The organism is Shinella sp. S4-D37, assembly GCF_040812195.1.
In the GTDB taxonomy this organism is placed as follows: Bacteria; Pseudomonadota; Alphaproteobacteria; order Rhizobiales; family Rhizobiaceae; genus Shinella.
The window spans coordinates 2,879,534-2,892,913 of record NZ_JBFNXL010000005.1 but is presented as its reverse complement, the minus strand read 5'-3'; the positions used below and the strand labels follow the sequence as shown (position 1 = coordinate 2,892,913).

Annotated in this window: 15 protein-coding genes; 10 read left to right on the top strand and 5 right to left on the bottom strand. The window is 67.4% G+C overall.

Annotation, left to right across the window (positions count from 1 at the left end):
• Positions 1-25: 25 nt before the first annotated feature.
• The 4 genes from AB3G45_RS21665 to AB3G45_RS21650 all read left to right on the top strand — a co-directional run bounded on the left by AB3G45_RS21665 (position 26) and on the right by AB3G45_RS21650 (position 4,657).
• On the top strand, positions 26-1,462 hold the full coding sequence (locus tag AB3G45_RS21665; protein WP_367832516.1) for an FAD-linked oxidase C-terminal domain-containing protein: 1,437 nt from the start codon (positions 26-28) through the stop codon (positions 1,460-1,462).
• Complete coding sequence (locus AB3G45_RS21660; protein ID WP_367832515.1) at positions 1,459-2,658, top strand: FAD-binding protein; 1,200 nt, start codon at positions 1,459-1,461, stop codon at positions 2,656-2,658. The genes AB3G45_RS21665 and AB3G45_RS21660 overlap by 4 nt, the downstream gene beginning before the upstream one ends.
• Before the next feature lie 180 nt (positions 2,659-2,838).
• Positions 2,839-4,137, top strand: coding sequence for a glycolate oxidase subunit GlcF (glcF, locus tag AB3G45_RS21655; protein WP_367832514.1), 1,299 nt, complete (start codon positions 2,839-2,841; stop codon positions 4,135-4,137).
• A gap of 76 nt (positions 4,138-4,213) precedes the next feature.
• Positions 4,214-4,657 carry a hypothetical protein gene (locus tag AB3G45_RS21650; protein ID WP_367832513.1) on the top strand — a complete coding sequence of 148 codons (444 nt, stop codon included), beginning with the start codon at positions 4,214-4,216 and terminating at the stop codon, positions 4,655-4,657.
• 55 nt (positions 4,658-4,712) lie between these two features.
• Here the strand turns inward: AB3G45_RS21650 and AB3G45_RS21645 are convergent, their stop codons facing one another.
• Entirely contained in the window at positions 4,713-5,420 is a 708-nt protein-coding gene (locus AB3G45_RS21645; RefSeq protein WP_367832512.1) for a L,D-transpeptidase, read from the bottom strand.
• 132 nt (positions 5,421-5,552) lie between these two features.
• The gene (locus AB3G45_RS21640) at positions 5,553-6,293 is read right to left on the bottom strand and encodes a L,D-transpeptidase (protein WP_367832511.1); all 741 of its coding nucleotides are present in this window, start codon (positions 6,291-6,293) and stop codon (positions 5,553-5,555) included.
• A 217-nt stretch (positions 6,294-6,510) separates the two neighbouring features.
• Between AB3G45_RS21640 and AB3G45_RS21635 the strand changes: the two genes are divergently transcribed.
• Complete coding sequence (locus AB3G45_RS21635; RefSeq protein WP_367832510.1) at positions 6,511-7,140, top strand: DNA-3-methyladenine glycosylase I; 630 nt, start codon at positions 6,511-6,513, stop codon at positions 7,138-7,140.
• 159 nt (positions 7,141-7,299) lie between these two features.
• Positions 7,300-7,518: a hypothetical protein gene (locus AB3G45_RS21630; RefSeq protein WP_367832509.1), complete on the top strand. Its 219-nt coding sequence runs from the start codon at positions 7,300-7,302 to the stop codon at positions 7,516-7,518.
• Positions 7,519-7,587: 69 nt separating this feature from the next.
• On the opposite strand, the gene AB3G45_RS21625 is transcribed toward AB3G45_RS21630, so the two are convergent.
• The 3 genes from AB3G45_RS21625 to AB3G45_RS21615 form a co-directional block, all read right to left on the bottom strand.
• Positions 7,588-7,950, bottom strand: coding sequence for a DUF305 domain-containing protein (locus AB3G45_RS21625; protein WP_367832508.1), 363 nt, complete (start codon positions 7,948-7,950; stop codon positions 7,588-7,590).
• A 62-nt stretch (positions 7,951-8,012) separates the two neighbouring features.
• Positions 8,013-8,333, bottom strand: a complete 321-nt coding sequence (locus tag AB3G45_RS21620; protein ID WP_367832507.1) for a hypothetical protein — start codon at positions 8,331-8,333, stop codon at positions 8,013-8,015.
• A 39-nt stretch (positions 8,334-8,372) separates the two neighbouring features.
• A complete protein-coding gene (locus AB3G45_RS21615; protein WP_367832506.1) occupies positions 8,373-8,813 on the bottom strand; it encodes a hypothetical protein in 441 nt (146 codons plus the stop codon).
• 237 nt (positions 8,814-9,050) lie between these two features.
• Here AB3G45_RS21615 and AB3G45_RS21610 point away from each other — a divergent pair, with 237 nt between their 5' ends.
• The 4 genes from AB3G45_RS21610 to hisG all read left to right on the top strand — a co-directional run bounded on the left by AB3G45_RS21610 (position 9,051) and on the right by hisG (position 13,289).
• The gene (locus tag AB3G45_RS21610) at positions 9,051-9,686 is read left to right on the top strand and encodes a helix-turn-helix domain-containing protein (RefSeq protein WP_367832505.1); all 636 of its coding nucleotides are present in this window, start codon (positions 9,051-9,053) and stop codon (positions 9,684-9,686) included.
• A gap of 84 nt (positions 9,687-9,770) precedes the next feature.
• Positions 9,771-11,294, top strand: coding sequence for a histidine--tRNA ligase (gene hisS / locus AB3G45_RS21605; protein WP_367832504.1), 1,524 nt, complete (start codon positions 9,771-9,773; stop codon positions 11,292-11,294).
• A 169-nt stretch (positions 11,295-11,463) separates the two neighbouring features.
• On the top strand, positions 11,464-12,597 hold the full coding sequence (locus AB3G45_RS21600; RefSeq protein WP_367832503.1) for an ATP phosphoribosyltransferase regulatory subunit: 1,134 nt from the start codon (positions 11,464-11,466) through the stop codon (positions 12,595-12,597).
• Positions 12,594-13,289 (top strand): ATP phosphoribosyltransferase, encoded by a 696-nt coding sequence (gene hisG / locus AB3G45_RS21595; protein ID WP_367832502.1) that lies wholly within the window; start codon positions 12,594-12,596, stop codon positions 13,287-13,289. Before AB3G45_RS21600 ends, hisG begins: the two co-directional genes overlap by 4 nt.
• Positions 13,290-13,380 lie beyond the last annotated feature (91 nt).

Sequence of the window (13,380 nt, the reverse complement as noted above, 5' to 3'; positions counted from 1 at the left end):
ACCACTTGATGCGGGAGGTGAAGAGATGGATCAGATCGGTTTCCTGGAGCCGCGGCCGGCGGTGCTGGCGCGCCGCCGCGAGATCGTCGCCGACCTGCTCGATCTCCTGCCGGAAGGCTGCCTGGTGCACGAGCCGCGCGAGCTGGTGCCCTTCGAGACGGATGCCTTCGTCTCCTATCGCCGCCTGCCGCTCGCCGTGGCCCTGCCGGAAACGACCCAGCAGGTGGCCGCCGTCCTCAAATACTGCCATCGCTACGGCGTGCCCGTCGTGCCGCGCGGGGCGGGCACCTCGCTGTCGGGCGGCGCCATCCCGCAGGAGGACGCCGTCGTCGTCGGCCTTTCCAAGATGGCGAAGATCCTGGAGGTGGATTTCGCCAACCGCACCGCCACCGTGCAGGCCGGCGTCACCAACCTTGCCATTTCCGATGCGGTCTCCGCCGACGGCTATTTCTACGCGCCCGATCCCAGTTCGCAGCTCGCCTGCACGATCGGCGGCAATATCGGCATGAATTCCGGCGGCGCGCACTGTCTGAAATACGGCGTGACGACGAACAACCTGCTCGGCGTCAAGCTCGTGCTGATCGACGGCACGGTCGTCGAACTCGGCGGCAAGGCGCTGGATGCCGGCGGGCTCGACCTTCTCGGCGTGATCTGCGGCGGCGAGGGCCAGCTCGGCATCGTCACCGAGGCGACGGTTCGCCTCATCGCCAGGCCCGAGGGCGCGCGCCCGGTGCTCTTCGGCTTCGACACATCGGAGGCGGCGGGCGCCTGCGTCGCCGACGTCATCGGCGCCGGCATCATCCCGGTCGCCATCGAATTCATGGACAAGCCCGCCATCGAGATCTGCGAGGCCTTCGCCCATGCCGGCTATCCGATGGACGTCGAGGCGCTCTTGATCGTCGAGGTCGAGGGCTCCGAGGCGGAGATGGACGCGATGCTCGCCAGCATCATCGAGATCGCCGGCCGCCACGGCGTCAAGGTCGTCAAGGAAAGCCAGTCGGCGACGGAGGCGGCGCTGATCTGGAAGGGCCGCAAGTCGGCCTTCGGCGCCACCGGCCGCATCGCCGACTATATCTGTATGGACGGCACGGTGCCGCTCGGCCAGTTGTCGCATGTGCTGCGCGGAACGGCGGAGATCGTCGAGAAATACGGCCTGCGCGTCGCAAACGTCTTCCATGCCGGCGACGGCAACATGCATCCGCTCATCCTCTTCAACGCCAACGACCCGCAGGACGCGGCCCGCGCCGAGGCGGCGGGCAACGACATCCTGAGGCTCTGCGTCGATGCCGGCGGGTGCCTGACGGGCGAGCACGGCGTCGGCATCGAGAAGCGCGACCTGATGCGCCATCAATATGCCGAGGTCGACCTTGCCCAGCAGATGGCGGTGCGCGCCGCCTTCGATCCGCAATGGCTGCTCAACCCGTCGAAAGTCTTCCCGCTCGAAGGGCGCCCCGCCGCATGACACCGATCCACGAACCGCTTTCCGAAGAGGCCGCCGCGCGCCTCGTCCAGGTCGCCGCCCTGTCCCGCACGCCGCTTGCCATCCGCGGCGGCGGCACGCGCAGCCTCGCCGACGTGCCGGAGGGGGCCGAAACGCTCTCGACCCGCGGCCTTGCCGGCATCGTCGCCTACAGCCCCGCCGAGATGACCATGACCGTGCGCGCCGGCACGCCGCTGGAGGTCGTCGAGACGGCGCTTGCCGAAAAGCGCCAGATGCTTGCCTTCGAGCCCTGCGACCTGCGCGCCGCGCTCGGCTCCTCCGGCATCCCCACCATCGGCGGCGTCTTCGCCGCCAACGCCTCCGGCCCGCGCCGCTTCGTCGCCGGCGCCGCGCGCGACAGCCTCATCGGTGTGCGCTTCGTCAACGGCAGGGGCGAGGTGGTGAAGGCCGGCGGCCGGGTGATGAAGAACGTCACCGGCCTCGACCTCGCAAAGCTGCTCGCCGGCTCGCACGGTTCGCTGGCCCTTCTGACGGAGGTCACCTTCCGCCTGCTGCCGGTGCCGGAAACGGCGGCGACCATCGTCGTCTCCGGCCTCAACGACGCGGAGGCCGCCGCCGCCATGGCGACGGCCATGTCCATGTCCGTCGAGGTCTCCGGTGCCGCCCATCTGCCGGAAAGCGTGCGCGGCCGGTTTGCCGGCGGCGCGCTGCCGGACGGGGCGGCCAGCGTGCTGCGCCTCGAAGGGCTTTCGGCCTCCGTCGCGGTGCGCAGCGAGAAGCTGGCGGCGGCCATGGGCCGCTTCGGCGCCGTGACGCGCCTCGATGCGGAGACGGCGGCCCGTCTCTGGCGCGAGATCCGCGACGCCGCGCCCTATGCCGACGGCACGCCGCGCCCGCTCTGGCGCGTTTCGGTCGCGCCCACCGCCGGCCATCAGCTCGTCGCCGCGCTGCGCCTCGAAACGGGCGTCGACGCCTTCTACGACTGGCAGGGCGGCCTCGTCTGGCTGCGCATGGAGGCCGATCCCGAGGCCGCGCTCCTGCGCCGCTACGTCAAGGCCGTCGGCGGCGGGCACGCGACGCTGCTCAGGGCCCGGCCGGAGGTGTTGGCGGCGACGGAAGCGTTCGCGCCGCAGCCGGACGCCGTCGTGGCGCTCTCGGCGCGCGTCAAGGCGAGCTTCGATCCGGCGGGACTTTTCGTGTCGCGGCTGGTGGGGTGATCGGGAAATGATCGATTTTGTCGCGGCCCCTCATCCCCCTGCCGGGACCTTCTCCCCGCAGGCGGGGAGAAGGAGGAAAACGGTGAGCCTATCCTTCCTCGCCCCGTCTACGGGGAGAGGATGCCGACAGGCAGGTGAGGGGCTGCGCCACACAGGCCGGCATGAGAAGGACTCCCGCTGATGCAGACCAACTTCACCGCCGAGCAGCTTGCCGACCCGCATGTCGCGACGTCCGAAAAGATCCTGCGCAAATGCGTGCATTGCGGCTTCTGCACGGCCACCTGCCCCACCTATGTGACGCTGGGCAACGAGCTCGACAGCCCGCGCGGCCGCATCTACCTCATCAAGGACATGCTGGAGAACGGCCGCCCCGCGGACAAGGAGGTCGTGACCCATATCGACCGCTGCCTTTCCTGCCTCGCCTGCACGACGACCTGTCCCTCCGGCGTCGACTACATGCATCTCGTCGACCATGCACGCATGCATATCGAGGCGACCTATAAACGCCCGTTCTGGAACCGGCTGACACGGGGCGTCCTCGCCGCCGTGCTGCCTTATCCCGGCCGCTTCCGCCTGGCGCTGAAGGTGGCAAGCCTCGGCCGCCCCTTCGCCGGCCTCCTCAAGCGCTTCAAGCCGCTCGAGCCCTTCGGCGCCATGCTGGACCTTGCCCCGCGCAGCCTGCCGAAGATGCCGGACAGCGCAAGACCGGGCACGCATCCGGCGGAAGGCGTGCGCCGCGGGCGGGTCGCGATCCTCTCCGGCTGCGCCCAGCCGGTGCTGAAGCCGGAGATCAACGAAGCGACGATCCGCCTCCTCACCCGCCTCGGCGTCGAGGTCGTGGCGCCGGCGGGGGAGGTCTGCTGCGGCTCGCTCGTCCACCATATGGGTCGCGAGGCGCAGGCGCTGGAGGCGGCGCGGCGCAATGTCGACGTCTGGCTCGGCGAGGTCGAGAAGGGCGGGCTCGACGCGATCATCGTCACGGCATCGGGCTGCGGCACGACGATCAAGGACTACGGCTTCATGCTGCGCCTCGATCCTGCCTATGCGGACAAGGCCGCGCGGGTCTCGGCGCTTGCCAAGGACGTGACGGAATATCTTTCGACGCTCGACCTGCCGCAGCAGGAGGCGAAGGGGCTTACGGTCGCCTATCATTCGGCCTGCTCCATGCAGCACGGCCAGAAGATCACCATGCTGCCGAAGACGCTTTTGAAGAAGGCGGGCTTCGCCGTGCGCGATCCGGCGGAAGGGCATCTTTGCTGCGGCTCGGCCGGCACCTACAACATCCTCCAGCCGGAAATCTCCGGCAAGCTGAAGGCGCGCAAGGTGAAGAACATCGAGGCGACGAAGCCGGATATCATCGCCACCGGCAATATCGGCTGCATCACCCAGATCGCGACGGGTACGGCAATCCCGATCCTGCACACGGTGGAACTCATCGACTGGGCCTACGGCGGGGAAAAGCCGGCCGTGCTTTCCTGAGGCTGTCACGCGCGGAACAGCCGCTTCGTCCCGGGATTGCTAGACAGGCGGCATTCCAGCCCCATCGGAGATGTCCATGCGCCGCCTCATGCTTTCGCTCGCCGTCCTGGCCGCCCTTTCGTCGCCCGCCTTCGCCACCGGCGGCTTCGACTGCGCGGTGAAGGACAAGAATGTCGCTTTCGAAGGGGAGGCAGGCTTCAGCTACAGCCTCGGCGGTATCCTGAATTTCCGCGGCTCGATCGAGCTGCCGAGGGATATCGCCCAGAAGGGGCTCGATAGGAAGATTGCGCTTGATCAGTCCTTCCTCACGCATCACTGGCTGCACGACGGCGAACTGCGCCTTCTCGTGCATGTCGAATCCGGCGAAGACGAGCCCTTCGCCGCCCTCGATTTCGTCATGCTGACGGTGGTCGACGCCGAGGGGTTGAACTACGAGGGCACCTATACGCTGAAGATCGAAGGCGCCGCCCTCGACGAGCCGATCCGGCGCGGCGGAAAGATCGCCTGCTCCATCGGCTGAAGACGAGGACGCCGGCGCAAGGCCGGCGTCCGGAATATCTACGGCGAGCGGCGACTCAGCCGCCGAAGCCGAAGAGGTTGCCGAAGAAATCGACGCCCCTGTCGTTGTAGCTCACGCTGCCCTGGCGGTTGCCGGGGCCGACCACGATGACCTTGGTGCCGATGTCGGCTCGGGCATAGAGATGCTCGACGTCCTTGTTCATCATGCGGATGCAGCCCGACGACATGTTCTGGCCGATCGTCCAGGGCTGGTTCGTGCCGTGGATGCGGAAGATCGTGTCGCGGCCGCCCTTGAAGAGGTAGAGCGCGCGCGCGCCGAGCGGGTTGTCCTCGCCGCCGGCCTGGGTGGCGGGCAGGATGCGGCCCTTCTTGGCCTCGCGGCGGCGCATCTCGGCGGGCGGCGTCCAGCTCGGCCATTCGGCCTTGCGGCCGACCTTCACCACGCCCGACCAGCCGAAGCCGTCGCGGCCGACGCCGATGCCGTAGCGCGTCGCCCGGTTCTTGCCCTCGACATAGTAGAGGAACTTGTTGTTCGTATCGACGATGACGGTGCCCGGCGCCTGGTCGGTGACGAAGCGCACCTTGGTGCGCTTGTACTTCGCCGCGACCTGCTTCTTGCTCGGCTGGGCGACGAGCGTCACGTCGCTGACCGTCTCGATCCGGTCGCCCGTGCGGGCCGCGGGGAAGGCATTGGCCGCCGAGACCGGCATGATCGCCGTGGCCGCGACGGTCGCGGCCAGCAAGATCGATGCGTATTTCCGCATGATATAGTCCCTCTCACTCCTGTAATTCTGCGAGGCTAACCGACTCTTGACCGATTTCAAGTCGGCTCCCGCGCAGTAAGACGATCGTGAGGGTGGATTTCTTCGATCCCTTGTGGCCCCGATACCACAAAATCAGATCACGATGACCTTCGTGCCCACCTTCACGCGCTCGTAGAGATCGACGACATCCTCGTTGCGCATGCGGATGCAGCCGGAGGAAACCGCGTAGCCGATCGTCCAGGGCGCATTGGTGCCGTGGATGCGATAGAGCGTCGAACCGAGATACATGGCGCGCGAGCCGAGCGGGTTTTCCGGCCCGCCTTCCATGAAGGCCGGCAGGTAGTGGCCCTTGGCGGCCTCGCGGGCGACCATCTCCTTCGGCGGGGTCCAGCTCGGCCATTCGGCCTTGCGGGTGATCGCGTGGGCGCCGGCCCATTCGAAGCCCGGCTTGCCGACGCCGACGCCGTAGCGCCGCGCCTTGCCGCCGGCCATGACGAGGTAGAGGAAGCGGTTGTTGGTGTCGATGACGATGGTGCCCGGCCTGTGCCCGCTCTCATAGTCGACGAGCTGCGGCAGGTACATGGGGTCGAATTTCGACTTGATGGGATTGCGCGCCGTGCCGGCCGCCGAGACCTGCTCGACGCGGACCGCGCCCTCGCGGCGGATGACGCGGCGCTGCTGCACCTTCTGGCGCTGGAGGATGCGGCGGGTGTTGACGGCCGGCTGCACGCCCTCGCCGGTGAGCTGCATCAGCCAGGGCGCGGTGAGGTCGGGGCTGACGATGATCGGCGGACGGCTCATGTAGCGGTCATTCGCCTGTGCCGCGGTGGTGGTGCACAGAAGGGTCGTTGCAAGAAGGATTCGTATCAACATCGGACGTACTCGCTACTGATCGTGCCGGGATGCGCCGCGGGACCTGGAATGCAGCGCCGGTTCGAGGAGGATGCTTGCACCGCGCGATGAAGCGAATGGTAAACGGGCGTTCATTCGATATAGACGATGCGGATAAAGCTTTGGGTAGGGTTATTGCCGGCTTTCCAAAAGTGGTTGATAAGGAGTAAATCGGAACAAAAAGGAAACGGAGGGCGCGATGGCGGCGAAGGGACTTCTGGAAGGCGACGACGGGCAGGTGCGCTGCGCCTGGCACGGCAATCTCGATGATTATCGCCGCTACCACGATGCGGAATGGGGCCGCCCCGTCGTCAGCGACCAGCGGCTGTTCGAGAAGATCTGCCTGGAAGGCTTCCAGTCCGGCCTGTCCTGGCTCACCATCCTGCGCAAGCGCGAGGGGTTCCGTGCCGCCTTCGCCGGCTTCGATTTCGACAGGGTGGCGGCGTTCGGCGAGGACGACATCGCCCGCTGCCTCGCCGATCCCGGCATCGTGCGCCACCGCGGCAAGATCGTCTCGACGATCAACAACGCCCGCCGCGCGCAGGCACTGCGCGACGAGTTCGGCACGCTCGCCCGCTACTTCTGGAGCTTCGAGCCGGGGCCGGACGAACGGCCGGCGCGGGTGGACTGGGAGACGATCGCCGCCAACCCGACGACGCCCACCTCCGTCCGGCTGTCGAAGGACCTGAAGAAGCGCGGCTGGACTTTCGTCGGCCCCACCACCGTCTATGCCTTCATGCAGGCCATGGGCCTCGTCAACGACCATGTGGAGGGATGTTTCTGCCGCGCGGACGTGGAGGAGAAGAGAAATCGGCTCGAACGGCCATAATTCGGGGCTTGCCGTCACAAATATATCTTTGATTCTACAGCGAATCATGTAGCTTCAGGTTGAGCGGCAAAATCATAGATGGCAGGTTTCGGGGTCGGCATACGCGTGCGTAGTCGCCGCGCGCCGCGTTGTGCTGAATGATCTGGCATGAGGGGGCAAATGGCGGCGAGCACATCTGAGACAGGCGATTTGCAACTGGAAGGCTGGGCCTGCGACAAGGCGCAGGAGATCATGCTGCGCGAGGGCTTCCTCCTGATCCGGTCGGCACGAAGCGGCAGCAACACCGAAATCCGCGAAACGACGCTGCTGATGGCCCGGGCCATCGCGGCCTCGCTGGTCGAGGCCTCGGCGGTTCACAGGCATCCGGCGGCCGAATAGCCGCACTGTCATGGAATGACAGAGGCCCGCCGGGAATGCCGACAGGCCTCTGTCGTTCTGGCGGCGCGTTTACTTCGCGTTCTTCGCCAGCCAGTCTTCCATCGTCCTGATCTCGCCCTCCTGGGCTGCGATAATCTCTTCGGCGAGCTTGCGAAGGCTTTCGTCCCTGCCGTATTGAAGCTCGATCCTCGCCATGTCGATCGCCCCCTGGTGATGGGCGATCATGCCGCGCACGAAATCCTCGTCCGCATTGCCGGTGAAGTCGATCGCCATGCCCTCATGCATTTTCGCATTGGCCGCGATGAAGGCCGTGGTGGAAGGGCTCTCCCCGGCCGTCCCCTGATGGGCGGAATGATCCGCCTCCTGGGCGAGGGCGGGCAGGGTGAAGGCGAGCGCGATGGCCGCGCCGAGAAACAGCGTCTTTGCGTTCATGGTCTTTTCCAGTTCTGAAAGATTGTCGAGGCCCGGACGCAAGGCGTCCGGATGATCGCGCGTCAGGACCGGGGAGGGGGATCGAGCGGCCGCAGCGCAAGACCGGCAAGCTGCCGCACGGCGGCCGTGAACCGATGGGACAGGCCGATCCTGCTTTGAAGCGGCTGCGGCCCTGCCGTCTCGATGGCGAAACAGGCCGAGCAGGCCATGGGATGCACGGCGGGATTCGTCCTGTCCTGCTCCGCCTTGCCGTGCGCCGCGCCGGCCACCGGATGGCCTGCATGCATGCCGGTCTGCGCGGCATGCTGGGTTGCAGCGATCGCCGGCACCCAGCCGGAAAGCACGGCGCCCAGAATGGCGAGGACGAACAGGAACTGTCTCATGGGGCTAGAGATAGGCAGGCGCGCGGCAAAAGAAAAGGGTCAGTTCAGGCTGCCCGGCCGCGTCGTGCCCATCTCGACGCACAGGCGCGCCACCGCGAAGGTGCCGTTTATCGCGCCGCCGCTTGCGCCGGCCGTTTCCGACTGGCCGAAGCAGAAGACCTGCCGGTAGAGGCCGGGCGCCGGGCGGATCGTCGTGGCGTAGCTGAAGGTGACCGGTGCCGTCGCCGCGTCCTCCAGCGCCTGCAGCACCGTCGCCCAGTCGGCGGGATCGTAAAGCCGGATCAGGTCCATGACGCCGCAGGGCACGCCGCCGGTGCCGTGAAGGAACGACGTCTCGGCCCCGAGGCGCAGGAGCCCGGTCGCCAGTTCCGCGCTCCACGCCTCGCAAACGAAGACGGATTCGACCTCCCGGCTGTCGATGCCGGCGAGCGCCGCCACCGAGGCGAGGCGTGCGGCGGTCAGGGGCGGTTTCAGGGTCATGCGGGGTCCGGTCCGAAAGAATGTCGATGCCGGTGGGCACCGGGGAATCGGTGCCATTCGGCCGTCGCCGGTCGGAAAACGGGCATGCGGTGCCGCTGGCCGCTTGCCAAACGGTCGGCATGGACGTTTACCTTGGCTTGAGGGTAACCGACATCGGCTTTGCCAGAAAGCAGGCCCGCTGGTCGTTTACTCGATTATAGAATGTGCGATCTTGAATTTTGCTTTCATAGGTTGAATTTGGCCGATTTCGCCCTTTCCACCGGCCATGACCTCGTCGACCAGCTTCGCGCCTATCGCCTCAAGGTCGCGCTGACGCAGGACGACATCGCCTGGAAGCTGGGCTTCTCGCCGACGACCGTCTCGCGCTGGGAGCGCGGCGTCGCGGTGCCGGATTTGCGCGCCACCGGCGCCATCGTCGATTTCCTGCGCCGCGCCGATGCGCAGACCGAGCGCCGCCTCTTGAAGGCGATCCTCAGCGCGCGCGACAGCCGCAACCTCTGGCAGGGCCGGGACATCCGCTATCTCGGCGGCTCGCAGCAGGAATACCGCGAAAGCCCTGAGATGCGCGCCGTCGTCGGCACCAGCATCCGCCGCTATCTCACCGGCTCCTATCGCGACTGCCTGGAGGACCGGGCGCTGGTGGCCGGCCTTTATGCCCGCGAGATCGCCAGCATCGAGATCTATGGCGGCACGGCGCTGTCCGTCACCTCCATCCCGGAAGGCTATGTGCAGATGAAGCGGCTTTCCTTCCAGTCGGAGATGCGCGGCATCATCCGCGGCGACACCCATTCGATCCTCATCCCCACCGCCGAGGCGCCGACGGCCTCCGCCGTCATCGTGCACAGTTGGGACGCGCTGTCGCGCCGGCCGTGACGCCGGGGCGCTTCCGCCCTTGCCGCTGCCCGCCCAATCCGCTAGGGAAACCGCAACGGAAATACAGGAATTTCGGGTATCCCGATGAGCGAAAAGCAGAAAAAACCGCAGAAGCTGAAGGCCCGCCTGCCGCGCGGCTTCGTCGATCGTGATGCCGCGGACATCCGCGCCCTCACCGAAATGACCGCGAAGATCCGCGCGGTCTATGAGCATTACGGCTTCGACCCGGTCGAAACCCCGCTCTTCGAATATACCGACGCGCTCGGCAAGTTCCTGCCGGACAGCGACCGCCCGAACGAGGGCGTCTTCTCGTTGCAGGACGACGACGACCAGTGGATGTCGCTCCGCTACGACCTGACGGCGCCGCTCGCCCGCCATGTCGCGGAGAATTTCAACGAGATCCAGCTACCCTACCGCACCTACCGCGCCGGCTACGTCTTCCGCAACGAGAAGCCGGGCCCGGGCCGCTTCCGCCAGTTCATGCAGTTCGACGCCGATACGGTGGGCGCGGCCGGCGTGCAGGCGGATGCCGAGATGTGCATGATGTTCGCCGATACGATGGAAGCCCTCGGCATCGCCCGCGGCGACTACGTCATCCGCGTCAACAACCGCAAGGTTCTCGACGGCATGCTGGAGGTCGTGGGCCTTGGCGGCGAGGAAAATGCGGCGCGCCGGCTGAACGCCCTGCGCGCGCTCGACAAGTTCGACAAGTTCGGCATTCCCGGCGTCCGCGAGCTTCTCGGCGCGGGCCGCAAGGACGAGAGCGGCGACTTCACCAAGGGCGTCGGCCTCGATCCCGCCGGCATCGAACTGCTGGTCGGCGTGCTCGACACCTCCTCCTTCGGCGATAACCTTGAGACCGTCGCTTCGCTCGACCTACGTTTTGGACGAAATGACCGCGCCCGCGAGGGCGTCGAGGAACTGGAGCAGATCGCCAAACTCGTCGCCAGCGCCGGCTACGATGCCGGCCGCGTCAGGGTCGATCCCTCCTGCGTGCGGGGCCTCGAATATTACACCGGCCCCGTCTTCGAGGCAGAGCTGCAGTTCGCCGTTACCAACGAGAAGGGCGAGAAGGTCGTCTTCGGCTCGGTCGGCGGCGGCGGTCGTTACGATGGCCTCGTCTCCCGCTTCATGGGCCAGCCGGTGCCGGCCACCGGCTTCTCCATCGGCGTCTCGCGCCTCATGACGGCGCTGAAGAACCTCGGCAAGCTCGGCCAGGACGATATCGTCGCCCCCGTGCTCGTCACGGTCATGGACGGCGATATCGAGAGCATGGGCAGCTACCAGCGCTTCACGCAGGCGCTGCGCGCCGCCGGCATCCGCGCCGAAATGTACCAGGGTAACTGGAAGAAGTTCGGCAACCAGCTCAAATATGCCGACCGCCGCGGCGCCCCCGTTGCGATCATCCAGGGCGGCGACGAGCGCGCCGAAGGCCTCGTGCAGATCAAGGACCTCATCGAGGGCAAGCGCCTTTCCGGCGAGATCGAGGACAACGCCTCCTGGCGCGAGGCGCGCGTGGCGCAGGTCTCCGTGCCGGAGGCCGAGCTGGTCGCCAAGGTCCGCGAAATCCTCGACGCGCAGGCCGAAGACCGGGCGCGCCAAGGGTGATGGGCGCCGTGCTGCAAGCCCCCCTCATCCGACCCTTCGGGCCACCTTCTCCCCGTCGGGGAGAAGGGCGGAGGGGATGCGACCTCTCGTTTTCCCCCTTCTCCCCTTGGGGAGAAGGTGCCGGCAGGCGGATGAGGGGGAGCACGACCCGCCGACCGGAGCGTTTCCCATGCCCCTGATCAACCTCCCCGCCTTCGCCCCCGATCTCATCGCCGACCTCGAACGCCTCGGCACGGAGCGGGTCGACACGCCGGTCATCCAGCCGGCCGAGCCCTTTCTCGACATGGCGGGCGAGGATCTGCGCCGGCGCATCTTCCTGACGGAGAGCGAGACCGGCAGGAGCCTGTGCCTCCGGCCCGAATTCACCATTCCCGTCTGCCTGCGCCATATCGAGACGGCCACGGGCACGCCGAAGCGCTACGCCTATCTCGGCGAGGTGTTCCGCCAGCGCCGCGAGGGTTCGAACGAGTTCTACCAGGCCGGCATCGAGGATCTCGGCGAGCCGGACGTCGCGCGCGCGGATGCGCGCGCCGTGCATGACGCGCTGACCGTCCTCATGAACCGCCTGCCGGGCGTGGCCTTCTCCGTCGTGCTCGGCGACCAGTCCGTCTTCGAGGCGGTGGTGGCGGCCTGCGGCCTGCCGGTCGGGTGGCAGAAGCGGCTCGTCCATGCCTTCGGCAACCAGGCGCAGTTGCAGCGGCTGATGGCCGACCTCTCCAATCCGGCGCGCGACGGCGTCTTCGGCCCGGAGGTCGACCGCCTCGCCATCCTCGGCAAGCTCGACGACGAGGCGACGCTGATCGCCCATATCGACGCGACCATGGAGGCGACCGGCTATTCCACCAATGCCAGCCGCAGCCCGGCCGATATCGCCCGGCGCCTGCGCGAGAAGATGGAGCTGGCCAACACGCGGCTCGATGCCCGCACGCTGGCGCTCCTCCGGGAGTTCCTGGCGCTGGAGCTGAGCCTTGCCGAGGCCCCCGGGGCGCTCGCCGCCTTCGCCGGAAAGGCCGGCCTCTCGCTCGGCGCCGCGCTCGCGCGCTTCGAAAGCCGCGTCGCGGCGCTAAGCGCGACGGGCGTCGATCCCGCGACGATCACCTATCGCGCCGCCTTCGGCCGTCCGCTCGACTATTATACCGGCCTCGTCTTCGAGATCGCGCCGGCCGGGGAGAGCCTGGTGCTTGCCGGCGGCGGCCGCTTCGACCGGCTTTTGACCCTGCTCGGCGCGAAGGAGCGCATCCCGGCCGTCGGCTTCTCGCTCTGGCTCGACCGGATCGCGGGCGTGAACGGAGCTGCCGCATGACGATCACCATCGGCCTTCCCTCCAAGGGACGCATGAAGGAGGACAGTTCGGCCGCGCTCGCCCGCGCCGGCTTCTCCGTCGTCGCCGTCGGCAACGACCGCTCCTATCGCGGCCGTATCGAGGGGCGCGACGATATCGAGATCGCCTTCCTCTCGGCCTCCGAGATCTCCCGCGAGATCGCCAACGGCACCGTCGATTTCGGCGTGACCGGCGAGGACCTCGTGCGCGAGGGACTGGCGGAGGCGGATGCCCGCGTCGAGTTCTGCGCCCGCCTCGGCTTCGGCCATGCGGATGTCGTCGTCGCCGTGCCGGAAATCTGGCTCGACGTCGACACGATGGCCGATCTCGGCGACGTCGCCCAGGATTTCCGCGCTCGCCACGGCCGGCGGCTCACCATCGCCACGAAATACTGGCGCCTCACGCAGCAGTTCTTCTCCGGCAACCACGGCATCCAGCTCTACCGTATCGTCGAGAGCCTCGGGGCGACCGAGGGCGCGCCGGCCTCCGGCTCGGCCGATATCATCGTCGACATCACCTCGACCGGCTCGACGCTGACGGCGAACCACCTGAAGATCCTCTCCGATGGCGTGATCCTGAAGTCCGAGGCCTGCCTCGTGCGTGCCCGCAAGAAGGAGCACGAGGGCGATGCGGTCGTGGCGGAGATCGTTTCGCGGGTGCGCGGCGCGCTCTGATGCGCGTCGCCCCTCACCGGAAAATTCCCGCGCCGCCCTGACATTGCCCGGCGATCCGTCCTATCTATGAGGACCCACCCGCAAGGAGTCC

Coding starts and splice junctions, on each gene's coding strand:
- AB3G45_RS21635 (WP_367832510.1), top strand. CDS start 6,511: ATGGCGGCGAAGGGACTTCTGGAAGGCGACGACGGGCAGGTGCGCTGC.
- AB3G45_RS21620 (WP_367832507.1), bottom strand. CDS start 8,333: ATGAGACAGTTCCTGTTCGTCCTCGCCATTCTGGGCGCCGTGCTTTCC.
- AB3G45_RS21630 (WP_367832509.1), top strand. CDS start 7,300: ATGGCGGCGAGCACATCTGAGACAGGCGATTTGCAACTGGAAGGCTGG.
- hisG (WP_367832502.1), top strand. CDS start 12,594: ATGACGATCACCATCGGCCTTCCCTCCAAGGGACGCATGAAGGAGGAC.
- AB3G45_RS21645 (WP_367832512.1), bottom strand. CDS start 5,420: ATGCGGAAATACGCATCGATCTTGCTGGCCGCGACCGTCGCGGCCACG.
- glcF (WP_367832514.1), top strand. CDS start 2,839: ATGCAGACCAACTTCACCGCCGAGCAGCTTGCCGACCCGCATGTCGCG.
- AB3G45_RS21615 (WP_367832506.1), bottom strand. CDS start 8,813: ATGACCCTGAAACCGCCCCTGACCGCCGCACGCCTCGCCTCGGTGGCG.
- AB3G45_RS21600 (WP_367832503.1), top strand. CDS start 11,464: ATGCCCCTGATCAACCTCCCCGCCTTCGCCCCCGATCTCATCGCCGAC.
- AB3G45_RS21660 (WP_367832515.1), top strand. CDS start 1,459: ATGACACCGATCCACGAACCGCTTTCCGAAGAGGCCGCCGCGCGCCTC.
- AB3G45_RS21625 (WP_367832508.1), bottom strand. CDS start 7,950: ATGAACGCAAAGACGCTGTTTCTCGGCGCGGCCATCGCGCTCGCCTTC.
- AB3G45_RS21650 (WP_367832513.1), top strand. CDS start 4,214: ATGCGCCGCCTCATGCTTTCGCTCGCCGTCCTGGCCGCCCTTTCGTCG.
- AB3G45_RS21665 (WP_367832516.1), top strand. CDS start 26: ATGGATCAGATCGGTTTCCTGGAGCCGCGGCCGGCGGTGCTGGCGCGC.
- AB3G45_RS21640 (WP_367832511.1), bottom strand. CDS start 6,293: ATGTTGATACGAATCCTTCTTGCAACGACCCTTCTGTGCACCACCACC.
- hisS (WP_367832504.1), top strand. CDS start 9,771: ATGAGCGAAAAGCAGAAAAAACCGCAGAAGCTGAAGGCCCGCCTGCCG.